Source organism: Paenibacillus sp. (assembly GCF_035645235.1).
In the GTDB taxonomy this organism is placed as follows: domain Bacteria; phylum Bacillota; class Bacilli; order Paenibacillales; family YIM-B00363; genus Paenibacillus_AE.
In genome coordinates this window covers 1-17,204 of the sequence record NZ_DASQMZ010000011.1, presented here as the reverse complement: position 1 = coordinate 17,204, position 17,204 = coordinate 1, and the positions used below count along the sequence as shown (strand labels likewise).

Below are 17,204 nucleotides of genomic sequence, written 5' to 3'. Positions count from 1 at the left end.
GCGAAGGAGGTTTTTTGCGTCTGGCGTCAGGCGATAGCCGCGCCGTCGCGGTACACCCGAACGATGTCCAAATCGGCGGTAAGCAGCACGACGTCGGCCGCGGCGCCGGGGCGGATCGCGCCGATATCGTCCCGCCGCAGCTGCTTCGCGGCGTTCGCGCTCGCGAGGCGGCTCGCCTCCGGTACGGACAGCCCGAGCCGCACGACGAAGCGGAACGCGTCGATCATCGTCAGCGTGCTGCCGGCGAGGCTGTCGCCGTGAGTCAATCGCGCGACGCCGTCCTTCACCGTCACCTCCTGGCCGCCTAACGAATACGGACCGTCCTCAAGCCCGGCAGCGGAGATCGCATCGGTAATCAAAATCAGGTTGTCCGCGGTTTTCGTCTGCGTCAGCAGCTTGACGACCGCCGGGTGCAGATGAACGCCGTCGGCGATCGCTTCCGCGGCGATGCGCGGATCCGTCAGGACGGCGCCGGCGACGCCGGGCTTCCGATGATGCAGCGGCGTCATCGCGTTGAACGTGTGCACCGCTTGGCTCAGCCCCGCGTCGGCGGCCCGCACGAGCTCGTCGTACGTCGCGTCCGTGTGCCCGGCGGCGGCGACGATGCCGAGTCGGGCCAACTCGCGAATCATCTCGATCGCGCCCTCCGTCTCCGGCGCCAGCGTTAGCTGCTTCACGACGGACGGGTACGCCTCGGTCCATTCGCGCAGCCAATCGAGGCGCGGCGGGACGATGAAATCTGGGTTTTGCGCGCCGGGCCACTTCGGGCTGATGAACGGCCCTTCCAGATGGACGCCGAGCAGGCGCGCCCCCCGCGGGGAAGCCGCGGCGATATAATCGCTCGCCGCCCGCAGCACCGCGTCGATCGCCGCCTTCGGCGCCGTCATCGTCGTCGCGAGCATCGACGTCGTTCCGTGCCGTCCATGAAATTCCGCGATCGTCGCGAGCGCCTCGCCGGTCGCGTCCATGAAGTCGCAGCCGGAGCCGCCGTGACAATGCATATCCACGAAGCCGGGCAGGACCCAGCCGTCCCCGAGATCGAGCTCGACCGAGGCGGCGGGCGCTCCCGCCTCGAGCACCTCCGCGATGCGCGCCCCTTCCAGGCGGACGATGCCGCCCTCCAGCACGCCGTCCGGCGTGACGATATTGCCTCGAATAACGGTCATCGGAACAGCCTCCCCGCTTCGGCGTCGAGCAGCACGACCAGATGCGGATGCGTCTGCAGCAGGCTGGCCGGGATTTCCGTCGTAATTTCTCCGGTCAGCGCGCGGTGGACGATCTCCGCCTTGTCGGCGCCCTTGACGACGAGCAGAATCGTCTTGGCCTTCAGAATCGTGCCGACCCCCATCGTGATCGCATGCGTCGGCACGCCGTCGATCGAGTCGAAAAACCGGGCGTTCGCTTCCCGCGTCTGCTCGCGCAGCGCGACGACATGCGTCCCGCGGACGAGCGAATGATCGGGCTCGTTAAAGCCGATATGGCCGTTATGTCCGAGGCCGAGCAGCTGCAGGTCGATCTGCCCGCAACCGTCGAGCAGGGCGTCGTACCGGGCGCACTCCGCGGCCGGATCGGCGGCCGCGCCGTTCGGGATATGGAGACGGTCCGGCGATGCGTCGATGTGATCGAACAGATGCTCCCGCATATAGTTCGCGTAGCTTTGCGGGTGACTCGGTTCCAGCCCGACATACTCGTCCAAATTGAAGGTCGTCACCTGCTTGTAGCTGACCATGCCCTTGCGGAAGGTGCGGATTATCTCTCGATAGATGCCGATGGGCGTGCTGCCGGTCGCGAGGCCGAGCACGGCGTTCGGCTTCGTCTGCACAAGGCCGGTAATGATGCCGGCGCCGGCTTCGTTCAGCTCGGCGTCGGTCGGGAACGTGAGAATATTCATAGCGCGCTACCTTCCTTTTCCATTGCGGTATTGTTTGACGTTCCAGTACGTCCGTTCGAGCCGCGGCACGTACGCGTCGAACCTAGAGCTCACGAGTCCGGTGAACAAAATGTCGACGACGTGGAGCTGCGCGATGCGCGAGGCCATGTCGCCGCGGCGCATGCCCTCCTCGAGCGAGGAGGCGAACAACGCGATATCCGCGGCGGACGACAGGGCGTTGACGCCGTATTTCGTGAGAGATATCGTCGTCGCGCCCTGCGTCTTCGCGCAGCGGAGGGCGTCCACCGTCTCGATCGTCTCGCCCGAGTACGAGATGCCGATGGCGACGTCGCCCGGACCGAGGTTGGAGGCGGACGTAATTTGCAGGTGAGGGTCGGAAAAGGCGTTCGCCTCCTTCCCGATGCGAATCAGCTTCTGGTACGCGTCTTGCGCGACGATACCGGAGGTGGCGACGCCGTACAGATCGATCCGGCGGGCGGCATGGAGCGCGTCGATCGCCCGCTGCAGCGTGCCGACGTCCAGCAGCCGCGTCGTATCGGCGATCGACCGCAGATGGTTCGCCTCCATGGCGCCGACGATGCGCTCCAGCGAATTGCCGGCTACGATGTCCTGATACGTAGGTTGGCCTTCGGCCGGGGCGGCCAATTCTTCCGCGAGCTTTAATTTAAACTCCGCGAACCCGTCGAAGCGCAAGGCGCGGCAAAACCGGGTAATCGTCGCCGCGCTCGTGCCGGATCGGTCGGCCAGCTCCGTAATGCTAAGCCGCGTCGCCTCCAGCGGGTGCTCGACGATATAAGCCGCGAGCGTGCGCTCCTTCGGGTGGAACGAGGAAGCGCGTTCCCGGAGCGAATGAACAATGCTGGACATTGGTGCCTCGCCCCCCCCTGTTTTCCATAAAAATAAGTTTCTTGTGTTACTGGATCACTGTGAAAATAATTTTCCTATTTCTCATCATATGCGAATTTGCTTCGTAAAGCAACCGGCCCCGACGCCTCGCCTAGGAAGCTAACAAAACGTTATGTTTGTTGCCTACGCTATATTTCGCAGGGGGGAGCCGCTTTACAATGGATGGAAGAGGCGCGATTCGGTACGTTGCGCAGCGTCGACCCGGGCCGCCGAACGGGCGGAGCCCAGTTCACGAGCTCCGTCTCGGCCGGGGGGCCGGCCGCCGAAATTTGGCGGCTCGACGCCATCCCCGAGTTCGTCCGTAAGGGGTACTTCGAGCCGATCGACGAAACGCTGAGCGCGGAGACGGAGGTCCTCATGCCGATAGGCCTCGTCCGGCAGGCGGGGGCGTGGCAAGGCCGGACGTATGGCTTTTTGGACTCGTTCATACATTCCTACGGCATCTATTACAACCGGGCGTTGTTCGCGGCGGAAGGCGCCTGCGGAAGCGGCGCCCGAGCCCGAGAAAGCGGCCGAGCCGGCGCCGGCCGAAGCGCCGGAGGAGCCGTATCTGCGAACGGTCGAGCTCGTATACGCTGCTACCGTTCGGCGGAGCGAGGGAATATATTCGAGTCTAGCCGAAGGCGGATTCAGAAGGAAAAGGCTAGCTGCTCGGGCTTTGCCGGCATGTCGACTTTATCCGACGCCGGCGCCTGCGGCCGCGCCGGGATGTTCCCGGTTAGCCCGTGGCGGCGGGAGACGCGACCGATTCGTTCGCGTATCACTTCGCCGTACCGGGGATGAACATAAGCGCCTTCGTATAGTCGGGCGTATAACGCCGGCAGTTCCGGGTAGCACTCCTCCAGCGTACGGAAATACCACGTCTTCACATCGGCCGAGAGGCGCAGCAGGGAGGTCATCGCGAACGCGGCGCCGTGCGACTTGGCCGCGCCGAAGAGGTCGTCCAGCTGGTCCTCCGCATCGGTTAGGTACGGCAGGATCGGAGCGACGAACACGCCGACGGGCAACCCGGCCGCAGCGAGCTTCTCGACCGTTCGGAGCCGTTGCAGCGGATGCGGGGTCGCCGGCTCCATGCGGCGCGTCGTAACTGCATCCAAAGTGTTGATGCTGATGTTTATGGAGGTCAGCTCCAGCTCGCGAAGCTCGGCGATGTCGCGCAGGACGAGGGGAGAGCGCGTCGTCACCGACGTAGGCACGCGATATTTCGCGAGCACCCGCAGGCAAGACTTCGTTAAGAGTGTCTTGGCCTCGATCGGTTGATAGGGGTCCGTGGCCGTGCCGACGGCGACCGGGCCGAGCAGGTTGCCGACGTCCTCCGGACGGATGCAGGAACGCCGAGCGATGCCGCTCAACTGCGCTTCCAGCGCTTCGGCCGCGTTCGTTTTCAAAATAATATGGTTTTGGAACTCGTCCGTCGGCTCCTTCCCGATGAACGGCTGGAACGCTCTCGCATAGCAGAAGCTGCATCCGTGCGCGCAGCCGCGGTATGGATTCAGCGACCAGTCGAACGGCATCCGCTCCGCCTTCACGCGGTTCAGGACGAGTTTGGCGTTCATCGTTTCATAGGTTTTGCCAGCCATGGGCAGTCTGCTCCTCGCCTCGTTGGATACCTTCATTATATCGCACATACGTTCCCTTATTCAACACAAAATAGGAACAAATGTTTGCATATAAATTCCCCCCAAGGTATACTATAATCAGATCACACAACCGGACGGTCATCTATTTATGAACTGCGGGGGGATTCGATGTTGGAAGACATCAAATCGGCGTTACGCGAAATTATTAAGGAGGAGCTGGAGCCTCGATTCGAGCGAATCGACCAGAGGTTCGAGCGAATCGACCAGAGGTTCGAGCAGATCGACCAGAGGTTCGAGCGAATCGACCACAGCTTTGAGCAGGTTCAGGGTCAACTCGGCACGATGCAGCGTCAGTTGGATCGAATGGAAGAGAGCCAGCAGGAGGATGTCGTTGGGGTTTTGAAGCTCATGAACGGGAAGCCGCGGCGGATCGAGGAGCGCGACGAATATAGAGGGATGCAAATTTCGCTGCTGAACGAGCGCGTGTTCAAGCTGGAGACGGAAGTTCGGCAGCTGATTCATAAATAGATCGGGGAGAGGCACTTCTCGCAGGCGAGCAGCCGGCGGGGGTGTCTTTTTTCGGCCATAAAGAAGAGCCGTCCCGCGGTCATAATCATGACCGGGGACGACTCGAGTCGTATCGATTATTCCGTTGCGACCGATTGGTCGGCTTGCATCGTCACCGGCGAGATGCGTACGAAGTTTGCGTCGAGGTTTTCGAGCAGCTTCGATACTTTCGCGGCGGCGTCCTTCTGGCCGGATTTCTCCAGCTCCGCGATATATATGCCGAGCAACTCATTCAGGTCGGCGCGGCTCTTGTCGCCGAGCGTCGTAATGCTGACCTTCGCGCCCTTCGCGACGCGGCGCTCGATGGCCGCCTGGTCGAGACCGAGCTCCGGCTGGAGGCGCTGGTAGATGACCCCGCCCGTCATGCCTGCGCAAATCCACGGACCCGGATCGCCCATGACGACGGCGCGGCCGTTCGTCATGTACTCGAACGCGAAGCCCTTCAAGTTCGCGCGGCCGGCCATGTTGCCGAGCTCGTCGCGGATCGGTCCCTGCAGCTCGCCGCCGAAGATGATGTCGGCACCGGAGAGGCGGATGCAAGCGCGGGAATCCGCGTTGCCCTGCACGATGAACGTGCCCTTCTGCGCGCCGTAGGCGAACGACTTGCCGACGGAGCCGTTGATGAATTCCTTGTGCTTGCTAGGCGCTTTGAGAATGGCGATCTTACCGCCGAACGCCATCTTGCCGACGCCGTCCTCCGCGCCGCCATGCACCGTGATGTCGACGCCGCGGGCGTTGAACGCGCCGAGGCCGTTGCCCGGAACGGAGCCGTCCGTCAGCTCGAGCGAGATGCCCGGAAGCTGATCGTAGCTGCCGTCGAACCGGTCGCGGACGCGATTCGAGGAGAAGCGCGAGCCGATGATGCGCGTCTCGGCGCTGATTTTGCTCCAGCGATGCGAGATCGGCGCTTCGAAGCTCAGCTTGCTCGGATACAGGCCTTCCGCGCCGACGGCCGCGAGCACCGTCTCTGCGGATGCGACCGCCGCTTCCTGCGTGGCCGATGCGATGAACTGCAGCGGCGCCGGACGAAGGATCGCGGACAGGTCGATTTTCTCGAGCGCGCGAACTTGGCTGAGCAAATCCGAACGGCCGACAAGATCTTGGGCGTTCTTGAAGCCGAGCGCCGCGACGACTTCGCGGACTTCTTCGCCGATGCCCGTGAACAAACGCACCAATGCGTCTACCGCGTTGTCGTATACGCGAGGAACGAAGCGGCGAAGGCCTTTCTCCTCGGCTTCTTCCATCGAGTCGATCTGCGTCGCGATGCCGACGTGGCACGTGTCCAGATGGCAGCCGCGGCACGTCGTACAACCGATCGCTTGCATCGAGATGGAACCGAAGCCGCATCGGTTCGCGCCGAGCAGCATCATCTTCACGACGTCCGCCCCGGACTTGAGGCCGCCGTCGGACCACAACTCGACCTGGTGGCGAAGACCGGCTTCGATCAAAGCGACGTGCGCCAGCTTCGTGCCGATTTCGGTCGGGAGGCCGACGTGTTGCAGCGAGTGGATGCGCGCCGCGCCCGTGCCGCCGTCGAAGCCGGAGAGCGTAATGACGTTCGCGCCCGCCTTGGCGACGCCGACCGCGATCGTGCCGATGCCCGGAACGACCGGCACCTTCACGATGATCTTTGCTTTATGGTTGCTCGCTTCCTTGAGCTCGCTAATGATTTGCGCCAAATCCTCGATCGAATAAATATCGTGGTTGTTCGACGGCGAAATCAGATCGGAACCGATCGTCGCGTTCCGCGCGGCGGCGATCTTCGCCGTCACCTTGGAGCCCGGCAAGTGACCGCCTTCGCCCGGCTTCGCGCCTTGGCCGATCTTGATCTCGAGGAACGCGACCGCGTTCGCGAGCTCGACGTTGACGCCGAAGCGTCCCGAAGCGACCTGCGCGCCGCGCGTCCGCTTGTAGCGGCCCAGCATATCCTTGATTTCGCCGCCCTCGCCGTTCATCGTCACCATGTTGAGCCGTTCGCCGGCTTCCGCGTATGCGCGGAATGCCGTCTCGTTCTGCGAGCCGAACGACATGGAGGAGATGAGCATCGGCAAGTCGTGATCGCCGACGCCGATGTTGACGTCCTTCGGATCGAGCGCCTTGCGACCCTCGGAGAGCGACTTCTCGTAATTAAAGTCGGCGACGTGGCGAATGCTGATAGGGTTCTTGCTTTCTTCCTCCCGCAGCTTATCGCGGTAGTCTGCGTACGGCGCCGCGCCGGAAGCGGCATCGCCGAGCGCCTTCCACATCCGTTGGAAGAAGCGGAAGTTTTTCCCCGGCTTCGCCTTCGGATTGTTGTTATAGTCTTCGTAGCGAGCGACCGCGTCCGCTTCGAGTTGCGCGAAACCCGTGCCGGCCTTCTCGCTGCCGAGATAGTTGACGATGTCGAGCACTTCCGCCACTTCCGGGTGCAAGCCGATCGAGGAGAAGAAGCGCGTATAACCGCGAAGCTCGTGCGTGCCGATCGTGGAGATGACCTTCTCCAGACCTTTCTGCAGCGCCGTAAACACCTTGCGAGCAGCCGGCGCGCCTTCCTTCGCCGAAGCGGTCGAGAACAGCGCGTACGGCGAGATTAGATCCGCGCCCAAGCCGCAAGCGACTGCGATGTCATGCAGGTTGCGTACCGAAGCGGAGCGCAGCGCGATCGCCGCTTGGCGGCGCAGGTTGTCGCCTTGGCCGAGCTTCACGGATTTCAACGCGATATCGACGCGCGATACGGCTAAGTGCGCATCGACCCACAGACGGTCGTTGCTGTTCGCTTCCGCGTCGTCGAGCACGATCAAGCTCGCGCCGCCGCGCACGGCGGCAATCGCGTCTTCAGCAAGCTTGTCGAGCGCGGCTTTCAACGATTCGCCGCGGCCGAACGTCAGCGACAGCGTCGCGACGGAGCCGGCCTTCGACGCTTCGAAGGCGGCGACGATTTGCTCGAGCGACGGTTGTCCGACCGCTTCGAGGCTGCCGACGCCGTTAGAGCCTTCGAGGACGAGCGGCGCCGGAAGCTCGATGCGCAGACGTCCGTCCACTTCGCCGTAGATCGTCGGACGAGGGCCGACGACGACGCGCGTCGAGAAGTGCTCCTGCTCGCGGTCGCGGTCAATCGCGGGGTTCGTGACGACCGCGACGCTTTCTTTAATGAAGTCCGCGATGTTTTGGCGTTCCCAATTCAGCGCCGCGAGCGGACCGTCGTGGCCGAGCGAGCGAATCGGCTCCGCGCCGGTTTCCGACATCGACTCGATCATCTGAATGCCTTCGCGATCCCAGCCGGCCGCCGCGTACAGCGCGTCCGTCACTTCGACGTCCGCGTTCGGAGCGGCCTCCGGGAATTCGTTCTTATAGAACAATTGGCTGCGCAGGCCGGAGAAATCGACGCGCTTCTTCGCGCGCTCGAGAACCGTCGTCTGCAGTTCCTCGTAAGGAATTACTTGCACGTGCTCGCCGCGCGTCAGCACGACGCCGATCTTCTCGCCCGGCGCGATCGACTTCGGATCCGCGACCATCTCGTTGACCGTAATGACGCCTTGCTCTGAGGAGAAGTACAGGGACGTCTCGCTCTCTACCATCCACAGCGGACGGAGTCCGAGCGCGTCCACGCTAAATACGCACTCGTTCCCGTAACGGGAAACGATGGCGGCCGGACCTTGCGCGTAATGTCCCCAAATTTGGCGATAATACACGTAGAGGTCTTGCAGCTCCGGACGGAACGACTTCATCTCGTTGTGAATCGGAGGGAAGACGAGCTCCATCGCCTCGAAATGCGAGAAGCCGTGGCGATGAATGAACGTCTCGATCGTCCGATTCATGTCCTGCGAGTCGGAGCCGCCGTCGACGAGCGGAACGCCGATCATGTCAGCCTCGTAGCGCATCTTCTTGACCGTGTTGATTTCCCCGTTATGGCCGAGCAAGGAGAACGGCTGCACGCGGAAGAAGCTCGACAGCGTGTTCGTCGAATAGCGGTTGTGACCGATCGTCACCTGCGCGGCGAAACGCGAGTCTTGCGTATCTTTGAAATATTTCGGCAGGATGCTCGCCGAACCCATCACTTTATAAGCGGCGGTCACATTGCTGAGCGACGCCACATGAACGTTGTATCTGCTCTCGATATCGACGTGCAGCTCGAACAGATGGTCGGCGACGTTGACGCCTTCCTTCTCGGTCATCGCGACGATCTGCCAGAACGTCGGCTCGTCGAGTCGGCCGTTCGGACCAAGAACGCTGCTGTTCGTTTCGTTTTCTTGCTCGAGTACGATTTTCACGCCGTAGGACGCGAACATTTCGCGAATGCCCTTCTGCATGTCCGCTACCGAAATGTCGAGCCCCCGCGGCACGAAAATATGCGCGACGGAGAAGCGATCGTCGAACGCGAGCTGGCCGTCAAGTCCGGCAGACTCGAGCTTGCTTTGCCACAGGGCGCGCGGAATGTCGGTCAGAATGCCGCAGCCGTCGCCTTCCCCGTCGATAAAGCCGGAGCGATGTTCCATTTTCACGAGGGCGTCGATCGTCTTCTGGATATTGTCGCGGGTCGGATGTCCGTTCTTTTCGATAATGCAAATAACGCCGCAGCTGTCATGCTCCTCGAGCAACAGCCCTTCAAACAATCCTTCGTTCTTCATAGCTTGGTTCATGCGGGCGGTCAGTATTCTGACCCTCACCTCCTAAAGTAATGGGTTCGGGGCGTGCATAAATATGCAGATGGCCTGAATAAAAGCGCTCTTCCTTCACGGTTTCGCAGGAAAATCGTTACGGGGGCGACAGCCGGAAAAGGCAAACGAGGCACGTGGCAAATCGCGAAGGAGCCCGCGAAAAAATGAAGGAAAACCGCGCCACCGCCGGAGAGTAAAAGTAGATATAGAATAACACGGATTTAGCATGCCGACAATAAAGAAAAGGACGATAAAAAGACTGTAAGCGTTTTATCGATGTATAAAAATATTTATAGCTGTGAATAATCATATTTTTTGAACGATGGTTAAACGGTTCCGCGCGCTCGCGGTCACTATCTGTTTATAACATTGTCGAGATTCGATTTCACCATGTAGTTTCATACAATTCGCCCCGGTCGACCGTCGAATGCGGCGCCGGGGCTCTTTTTGCGGGGGGTTATAATTTTGAAAACGACCGTTCCGCCGCAGCCAGCGTCGCGTCGACGTCTTCCTCCGTGTGCGCGGTCGTCAGGAACCACGCCTCGTACTTCGAGGGGGCGAGCAGCACGCCCTCCGCGAGCATCAGCTTGAAAAACCGGCCGAACGCTTCGCCGTCCGTATCTTGCGCTTCGTCGTAATTCGTGACGGGATGGCTGCAGAAATGGGTCGACAACGCGCCGCGCACGCGATTCACCGTTAGCGGCACGCCGTGCGCGGCCGCTGCGGCGGAGAGGCCTTCGGCGAGTCGCCGGCCGAGGGCGTCCAGCCGCTCGTACGTGCCGGGGCGGGCGAGCTCCGTGACGCAGGCATAGCCGGCGGACATGCTCATCGGATTGCCGGCGTGCGTGCCGGCTTGATATGCGGGGCCGAGCGGAGCGACCTGCGCCATAATGTCCTCGCGGCCGCCGTACGCGCCGATCGGCAGGCCGCCGCCGATAATTTTGCCGAGCGCCGTCAAATCCGGCTCGATGGCGGCAGCATCCGTTGCGCCCGCCCCTTCGAGGAAGGTGGAGGCCGCCCCCCAATGGAAACGGAACGCGCTGATCACCTCGTCGTAGATGACGAGGGCGCCGGCGTCGCGGGCGAGTCGGCACAGCCCCTCGAGAAAGCCGGGCGCCGGCGGCACGATGCCGAAGTTGCCGACGATCGGTTCGACGAGCACCGCCGCCGTGTCGTCGCCCCATCGCTCGAGCGCTTGCCGGAGTGCGGGCAAATCGTTGAACGGCACCGTTACGACGTGCTCCGCCACGCCCTTCGGCACCCCCGCGCTGTCCGGTACGCCGAGGGTCGACGGGCCGGAGCCGGCGGCGACGAGCACGAGATCGGAATGGCCGTGATAGCAGCCGGCGAACTTAATGATTTTCGTGCGATTGGTGTACGCCCGCGCGACCCGAATCGTCGTCATGACCGCCTCGGTGCCGGAGTTCGTAAAGCGCACCTTATTTAATGAAGGAATCGCTTTCTTGAGCAGCTTTGCATACTCGATCTCGAGCTCCGTCGGCGTCCCGTAGAGGGCGCCGTTTTCCGCCGCGCGCCGGATCGCTTCGTTCACCGGCGCCGGGGCGTGCCCGAGTATGATCGGCCCGTATGCCGCAAGATAGTCGATATAGCGGTTATCGTCCGCGTCCCAGAAATAGGCGCCTTGCCCGCGCTTCATAAAGACGGGCGTACCTCCGCCGACCCCCTTGAACGAACGCGAGGGACTGTTCACCCCGCCGACGATATGCTGCTTTGCCTCTAGGTAAAGTGCTTCCGAATTTGTGAATTTCACGAAAATGACTCCGCCTTTCTTTCTTCTGTTTACCGGTGAGGAACGTAAGGAACGCCTTCCCCGTATGTAGAGGGCACTTTTCGCGCAAGTAGGGGGCATCTTTCTCGCATTAAGGGAACACGCTTCCTTCATTTTGGGAACCCCTTTCCCACTTTTATGGAAGGACGTTCCCACTTTTAGGGAAGGGTGTTCCCACTTTTGTTTGGGCAGCCTCCGCGTTGCGGTGTAAATGCCCGGACGACAGCGCCTGGGGCACGTCCCCCGGTTGGCGCAGAGCGCCGTGCACTTAAAGAGGGAACGCCTTACCCGCATTTAGGGAACGCCTTTCCCACTTTTAGGGAAGGGCGTTCCCACTTTTGTCGGGCGTCCTTCCGCGTTGCAGTGTAAATGCCGGGACGACAGCGCCTGGGGTACGTCCCCTAGTTGGAGCCAAGCGGTCGTGCTCATCAAGAAGGAACACCTTTCCCGCATTTAGGGAATGCCTTTCCCACTTTTAGGGAAGGGCGTTCCCACTTTTGTCGGGCGTCCTTCCGCGTTGCAGTATAAATGCCGGGACGACAGCGCCTGGGGTACGTTCTCCGGTAAGGCGCCGAGTGCCATGCACATCAAGAAGGAACGCCTTTCCCGCATTTAGGGAACGCCTTTCCCACTTTTAGGGAAGGGTGTTCCCACAACTTCAGAAGAGCCGCAGCTCGGTCGGGCGACGGCGATGAGGCAAGGGAGTGGCAGGTGCGGCTTGCAAGCCGGTGCGGCGGGCAAACCGGCGCGGCGGCGATGATGCCAAGGGGCCGCTCCGGCGATCGGAGCAGCCCCTTGGCAATCCCAAAAGCATTCGCTGCATGCATCCTCATCGCGTGGGCGAGGCCCTTGGCATCGGGGCTGGCCGTCGCTGCCGGGCGAGGCCCCCGGCAGCGGGCACCGCTGCTAGCCGGCGCTGCCGGGGGCGGCGTCCGCGTCCGGGGCGCCGACCGCGGCGTCCTTCGGGTCCGGGTCGAGCGAGGGCGCCGCCGCCTCGGCGAACAGCTCCTCGATGTACCGCTTCAAGCGGCTCGGCTCGACCGTGAGCACCGAGGCGCCCCCGACCGTCTCCTCTCGCAGCAACTCGGCGGGCGGCACCTGCACGCCGGCTACCTCGTTCGCCTTCGCCTCGAAGCCGAGCGCGCCGAGCTTGATCATCTCCGCCACGGATAAATTCGACTCGATATACGGGTCGATCGCGGCCAAAATGCGCGGCAGCTTCCACAGCGAAGACGTCGTCTGCAGCTTCTGCGCGACCGCCGTCATCAAGCTGCGCTGCCGCTCGGTGCGCGCGAAGTCGCTCAGCGCGTCCTGTCGGAACCGCACGTATTGCAGCGCCTCGCGGCCGTCCAGCGTCTGCAGCCCCGCCTTCAAATTAATGTCGTACTCGGGGCCGTCCGCCCGGGACGTGTAATGCATATCCTTCTCGACCTCGAATTCGATGCCGCCGATCTCGTCGATCAGCTGTACGAAGCCTTCGAAGTCCGTGTACACATAATACTGGATGTCGAGCCCGGTCAGCTGGCTGGCGGTTTGCATCGCGAGCTTCGGTCCGCCGAGCACGATCGCGGTGTTGATCCGGTTCGAGCCGTGGCCCGGAATGCGGACATACGTATCCCGAAGCAAAGAAAACAAATGCGCCTTCTTCGTGACCGGGTCGATCGACGCGATCATCATCGTGTCCGAGCGCGGAATCTCGTGCGCGCCGAGGCCCCGGGAGTCGCCGCCCAGCAGCAGGATGTTCACCCGCTCGGTCCCCTCCCACTTCGGAGGCTCCTCGTACTCGACGTTGTCCGCGACCGCCGCGCCTTGCGAGGAGGACCGATCCTCGAAGCGGTCGAAGCGGGACGACTTCGGATCGTCCTCCGCGAACGAATAGAAAGAATATCCATAATAGCCGACGACGCCGAGCGTCAGAACGATCAACGTGATCGCGGCGGTCTTGAGCCAAGTCATGTTCGCTTTTCCTCCGTCTGGGGTAATGGTATCATTATCATCAAGTTCCGCCCGGTTTAAGCGCGGAATCCCGCACAGCTTCTAAATTATGTAACGCCGGCACAACGGCGAAAGTTGCGCGCCTTAAGTATTATAGCGGTAAATCTTTAGAACCATCAAGGAAACAGGGGAGGAAAACAAAACAAATCCCCAAGGGAGAGGAGTCCGGAGATGCTTGCCATCGACGTAGAAAACTTGCGGAAGGAATTCCGCATACAGAAAAGCCGGGAAGGCCTCAAGGGTGCCTTACGCGACTTATTCCGCCGCGAATACCGAGAGGTGACCGCGGTGAACGATATCAGCTTTCAAATTCCGAAAGGCGAAATTTGCGGCTACATCGGCGAGAACGGCGCCGGCAAGTCGACGACGATCAAGATGCTGACGGGCATCCTCGTGCCGACGTCCGGGCGCGTCGTCGTGAACGGCTATGTGCCGTTCGAGGACCGGGAGACGTTCGTGCGCGGCATCGGCGTCGTGTTCGGGCAGCGCAGCCAGCTGTGGTGGGACATCGGCGTCATCGAGTCGTTCAACCTGCTGCGCAAGGTGTACCGCGTGTCGGAGCGCGATTACAAGACGCGCCTCGACGAGCTCGTGCAGCGGCTCGACCTCGGCGACCTGCTGAACCGCCCGGTGCGCAAGCTGTCGCTCGGCCAGCGGATGCGCTGCGAGCTGGCGGCCGCGCTCATCCATAACCCGTCGATTTTGTTCCTCGACGAGCCGACGATCGGCCTCGACATCGTCGTCAAGACGGAAATCCGCGAGTTCCTTAAGTCGCTGAACGAGCGGTACGGCACGACGATATTGCTCACGACGCACGACCTGCAGGACATCGAAGCGCTGTGCTCGCGCGTCATCATGCTCGACGACGGCAAGATCATCTACGACGGCGGGCTGCAAAACCTGAAAGACACGTGGGGACGCGGCAAGGAGCTCGTCTTCCGTTTCGGGACCGGCATGCCGAAGAGCGAGCTGGAGCGGCTCACGCAAGGGCTGGACGTCGTCTGGACGATCGAAAACGACTTCGCCGCCCGCGCCGCGCTCCCGCAAGGGGCGAACGTGTCGGACGCGCTGTCGCGCATCGTCGGCGCGGTCGACATCCGCGACATCAAAATCGAAGAGACGAACACCGACGAGATCGTAAGGGAAATCTATAAGACGGGCTCGTCCGAGAAGAAGGCCCACGTCTCCGCGGCGGCGGGAGGCGCGCGATGAACCCGGCGTATCTCGAGCTGATCCGCATTCGCTTCCTGATGATGCTCGCGTACCGCGTCAATTATTACAGCGGCATCGCCGTGTACGCGATCAACATCGGCGCGTATTACTTCGTCTGGTCGGCCATCTACGACGGCAAGCCGGAGCTCGGCGGCTTCACGATCGCGCAGATGACGACGTACATCGCGATCTCTTGGATGGCGAGGGCGTTTTATTTCAACAACCTCGACCGCGAAATTTCGAACGAAATCAGAGACGGCAGCGTCGCGATCCAATTCATTCGACCGTATCAGTATATCGTCGTCAAGATGATGCAGGGGCTCGGCGAAGGCTTGTTCCGCCTGCTGCTGTTTTCCGTGCCCGGCATGGTCATCGCCAGCCTGCTCTTTCCCGTCTCGCTGCCGACGGATCCGCAAATCTGGGGCCTGTTTCTCGTCATGCTGTTTTTCAGCTTCTTAATCAATAGCCAGCTTAATATTTTAATCGGCATCGGCGCCTTCTTCTTAGAAAACAGCGAAGGGCTCATGCGAATGAAGCGCGTCGCCGTCGACCTGTTTTCCGGGCTCATCATTCCGCTGACGTTTTTCCCGGGATGGGCGGAGTCGCTGCTGAAGCTGCTGCCGTTCCAAGCGATCACGTACTTGCCGGCGACGGTATTCACGGGACGCACGACGGGGGAGGCCGCGGTTCAGGCGCTCGGGGTGCAGGCGCTCTGGTTCGCGCTGCTCATCGGCCCGATGGTGTGGCTCTGGCGCAAGGCGCGCAACCGGCTGTTCGTGCAGGGAGGATAACATCGTATGTTTACCGCAAGCATATTTTTGGACTACTTAAAGACTTATATGAAAACGCGCCTCTCCTACCGCTCGGACTTCTGGGTCGAGGTGTTTTCCGATTTGCTGTTTCTGGCGATGAACCTCATCTTTATCGTCGTCATTTTCGAGCATACGCAATTGTTGGACGGCTGGACGCGGGAGCAAATCATCTTCGTCTACGGGTATTTCATGGTGCCGTGGGGCGTCTTCTCCGCCGTATTCAACCTGTGGGGCTTCACCGAGAAGTACATCGTCAAGGGCGAGATGGACCGCGTGCTGACGCGACCGGTTCACAATCTGGCGCAGCTGCTGCTCGAAAACATGGACCCGTCCGCGCTGCTGTCCGCCCTCATCGGCGTCGCGATCATGGGCTACGCATGGCCGGCGCTCGGCGTGACGCTCGACTGGTACGACCCGCTCATGTTCCTGCTGCTCGTGCTCGGCTCCGTCATGATCTACGGCGGCATCTATATCGCGCTGACGGCGATTTCGTTCTTCTCCGACTCGCCGACGGGGATTTTGCCGCTCATGTGGAACATCCAAAGCTACGGCCGTTACCCGATCACGATTTATAACAAGATACTTCAGCTTGTGCTGACGTGGGCGCTGCCGTTCGCGTTCGTCGGCTTCTATCCGGCGGCGTTCTTCCTCGAGGCGGAGTCGCTGCTCGGCTACGCGCTGCTGACGCCGGTCGTCGGCGCCGTCTTCCTCGCGGTCGGACTGCTCGTCTGGAACAAGGGAATCAAAAAATATCGGGGGGCGGGATCATGAGCGAGCTCGTCATCGGCCGCAAACCGCCGGATTTTACGCTGCCTGCGGGCGACGGCACGACGTTCCGGCTGCGCGACCAACAAGGGAAGAAGGTCGTCCTGTATTTCTACCCGCAGGATCAGACGCCGACGTGCACGCAGCAGGCGTGCGAATTTCGCGATGCCGGCGCCGCGTTCGCCGAACTCGGCGCGATCGTCGTCGGCATCTCGCCCGACGACGCCAAGTCGCATGCGAAATTCGCGGAGAAGCAGCGCCTCGCGTTCCCGCTGCTCGCGGACGTCGACCTCAAGGTGTGCAAGAAATACGGCGTCTGGCAGCTAAAGAAGCTGTACGGGCGCGAGTACATGGGCGTCGAACGGTCGACGTTCCTGATCGACGAGAAGGGCCGGCTGCGCAAGGAATGGCGCAAGGTCCGGCTAAAGAACCATATCGAGGACATTATACAAGCTTTGAAAATGCTATGAAAAAACGACCGTCCCCCGACGAAGCCGAGGGACGGTCGTTTTTCGTAAGTACCCGATACAGATCGATTTTATCGGTCGGTCGACGGGCGGTCGGGCTGCGGGGCGCCCGCAGTCGTGGAGGCCGCGCCGGACGGGACGGTCACCGGAGAAGCCGGACGCGTCGGAATCGGCGCGTATGGCGCATAAGGCGAATAAGGCTCGGTCGGCGGCGTGAACGGCAGCGGCGGATGGGTTACCAGGACCATAAGTACTCTTCCTTTCTACTTATCGAACTTCTTTACCACCACATATCCTATTCGGCGCCGCGCGTTTTGTGTCAGGTCGGAAGCATTAATTTTTTGTAAGCACGTCCGTCAAGATCGCCTGGCCCCACGGCGACACCTTCGCGGCCACGACGACCTCGCCGACCTGCCGCTCGAGCGCGAGGCCGGTCCCCTCCGGCACGTAATACCGCTCGAGGCCGTACCGAAGCTGGATTTCTTCCTCCCAGCGGTACTCGACGATGCCCTTAAGCAGCACTTGCCCGTCCGGCAGCCGGACGCGGTTCGGGTACGCGGCGACCGGAACGTGCAGGCCGTCC

The 17,204-nt window shown here is 61.7% G+C and carries 14 protein-coding genes; 5 read left to right on the top strand and 9 right to left on the bottom strand.

Annotation, left to right across the window (positions count from 1 at the left end; genetic code table 11):
- Positions 1-26: 26 nt before the first annotated feature.
- The 4 genes from nagA to VEZ38_RS00645 all read right to left on the bottom strand — a co-directional run bounded on the left by nagA (position 27) and on the right by VEZ38_RS00645 (position 4,377).
- Positions 27-1,166, bottom strand: a complete 1,140-nt coding sequence (gene nagA / locus VEZ38_RS00660; protein WP_324890904.1) for an N-acetylglucosamine-6-phosphate deacetylase — start codon at positions 1,164-1,166, stop codon at positions 27-29.
- The gene (nagB, locus tag VEZ38_RS00655) at positions 1,163-1,891 is read right to left on the bottom strand and encodes a glucosamine-6-phosphate deaminase (RefSeq protein WP_324890902.1); all 729 of its coding nucleotides are present in this window, start codon (positions 1,889-1,891) and stop codon (positions 1,163-1,165) included. Before nagB ends, nagA begins: the two co-directional genes overlap by 4 nt.
- Positions 1,892-1,897: 6 nt before the next feature.
- The gene (locus tag VEZ38_RS00650; RefSeq protein ID WP_324890900.1) at positions 1,898-2,758 is read right to left on the bottom strand and encodes a MurR/RpiR family transcriptional regulator; all 861 of its coding nucleotides are present in this window, start codon (positions 2,756-2,758) and stop codon (positions 1,898-1,900) included.
- Between the two features lie 668 nt (positions 2,759-3,426).
- A complete protein-coding gene (locus VEZ38_RS00645) occupies positions 3,427-4,377 on the bottom strand; it encodes an SPL family radical SAM protein (RefSeq protein WP_324890898.1) in 951 nt (316 codons plus the stop codon).
- Positions 4,378-4,548: 171 nt separating this feature from the next.
- Between VEZ38_RS00645 and VEZ38_RS00640 the strand changes: the two genes are divergently transcribed.
- A complete protein-coding gene (locus tag VEZ38_RS00640; protein WP_324890896.1) occupies positions 4,549-4,905 on the top strand; it encodes a hypothetical protein in 357 nt (118 codons plus the stop codon).
- Between the two features lie 116 nt (positions 4,906-5,021).
- Here the strand turns inward: VEZ38_RS00640 and VEZ38_RS00635 are convergent, their stop codons facing one another.
- From VEZ38_RS00635 to VEZ38_RS00625, 3 genes are all read right to left on the bottom strand, one after another.
- A complete protein-coding gene (locus VEZ38_RS00635; protein ID WP_324890894.1) occupies positions 5,022-9,563 on the bottom strand; it encodes a glutamate synthase-related protein in 4,542 nt (1,513 codons plus the stop codon).
- A 475-nt stretch (positions 9,564-10,038) separates the two neighbouring features.
- On the bottom strand, positions 10,039-11,352 hold the full coding sequence (locus VEZ38_RS00630; RefSeq protein ID WP_324890892.1) for a glutamate-1-semialdehyde 2,1-aminomutase: 1,314 nt from the start codon (positions 11,350-11,352) through the stop codon (positions 10,039-10,041).
- Between the two features lie 924 nt (positions 11,353-12,276).
- Positions 12,277-13,326, bottom strand: a complete 1,050-nt coding sequence (locus VEZ38_RS00625; protein ID WP_324890890.1) for an LCP family protein — start codon at positions 13,324-13,326, stop codon at positions 12,277-12,279.
- A gap of 210 nt (positions 13,327-13,536) precedes the next feature.
- Here VEZ38_RS00625 and VEZ38_RS00620 point away from each other — a divergent pair, with 210 nt between their 5' ends.
- From VEZ38_RS00620 to bcp, 4 genes are read left to right on the top strand one after another with little or no spacing between them, the layout of a single operon-like run.
- A complete protein-coding gene (locus VEZ38_RS00620) occupies positions 13,537-14,577 on the top strand; it encodes an ABC transporter ATP-binding protein (RefSeq protein ID WP_324890888.1) in 1,041 nt (346 codons plus the stop codon).
- A complete protein-coding gene (locus VEZ38_RS00615) occupies positions 14,574-15,368 on the top strand; it encodes an ABC transporter permease (RefSeq protein WP_324890886.1) in 795 nt (264 codons plus the stop codon). Before VEZ38_RS00620 ends, VEZ38_RS00615 begins: the two co-directional genes overlap by 4 nt.
- A gap of 6 nt (positions 15,369-15,374) precedes the next feature.
- The gene (locus VEZ38_RS00610; RefSeq protein WP_324890884.1) at positions 15,375-16,160 is read left to right on the top strand and encodes an ABC transporter permease; all 786 of its coding nucleotides are present in this window, start codon (positions 15,375-15,377) and stop codon (positions 16,158-16,160) included.
- Positions 16,157-16,624, top strand: coding sequence for a thioredoxin-dependent thiol peroxidase (gene bcp / locus VEZ38_RS00605; protein ID WP_324890881.1), 468 nt, complete (start codon positions 16,157-16,159; stop codon positions 16,622-16,624). Before VEZ38_RS00610 ends, bcp begins: the two co-directional genes overlap by 4 nt.
- Before the next feature lie 68 nt (positions 16,625-16,692).
- Here bcp and VEZ38_RS00600 read toward each other — a convergent pair whose 3' ends face one another.
- Complete coding sequence (locus VEZ38_RS00600; RefSeq protein ID WP_324890879.1) at positions 16,693-16,869, bottom strand: hypothetical protein; 177 nt, start codon at positions 16,867-16,869, stop codon at positions 16,693-16,695.
- Between the two features lie 85 nt (positions 16,870-16,954).
- Positions 16,955-17,204: GDYXXLXY domain-containing protein (locus tag VEZ38_RS00595; RefSeq protein WP_324890878.1), on the bottom strand; the 250-nt coding region annotated here is incomplete at its 5' end.

Excerpts from the sequence above, each read along its gene's own strand:
- nagA (WP_324890904.1), bottom strand. The coding sequence starts at position 1,166 with ATGACCGTTATTCGAGGCAATATCGTCACGCCGGACGGCGTGCTGGAG.
- nagB (WP_324890902.1), bottom strand. The coding sequence starts at position 1,891 with ATGAATATTCTCACGTTCCCGACCGACGCCGAGCTGAACGAAGCCGGC.
- VEZ38_RS00650 (WP_324890900.1), bottom strand. The coding sequence starts at position 2,758 with ATGTCCAGCATTGTTCATTCGCTCCGGGAACGCGCTTCCTCGTTCCAC.
- VEZ38_RS00645 (WP_324890898.1), bottom strand. The coding sequence starts at position 4,377 with ATGGCTGGCAAAACCTATGAAACGATGAACGCCAAACTCGTCCTGAAC.
- VEZ38_RS00635 (WP_324890894.1), bottom strand. The coding sequence starts at position 9,563 with ATGAACCAAGCTATGAAGAACGAAGGATTGTTTGAAGGGCTGTTGCTC.
- VEZ38_RS00625 (WP_324890890.1), bottom strand. The coding sequence starts at position 13,326 with ATGACTTGGCTCAAGACCGCCGCGATCACGTTGATCGTTCTGACGCTC.
- VEZ38_RS00620 (WP_324890888.1), top strand. The coding sequence starts at position 13,537 with ATGCTTGCCATCGACGTAGAAAACTTGCGGAAGGAATTCCGCATACAG.
- VEZ38_RS00615 (WP_324890886.1), top strand. The coding sequence starts at position 14,574 with ATGAACCCGGCGTATCTCGAGCTGATCCGCATTCGCTTCCTGATGATG.
- VEZ38_RS00610 (WP_324890884.1), top strand. The coding sequence starts at position 15,375 with ATGTTTACCGCAAGCATATTTTTGGACTACTTAAAGACTTATATGAAA.
- bcp (WP_324890881.1), top strand. The coding sequence starts at position 16,157 with ATGAGCGAGCTCGTCATCGGCCGCAAACCGCCGGATTTTACGCTGCCT.
- VEZ38_RS00600 (WP_324890879.1), bottom strand. The coding sequence starts at position 16,869 with ATGGTCCTGGTAACCCATCCGCCGCTGCCGTTCACGCCGCCGACCGAG.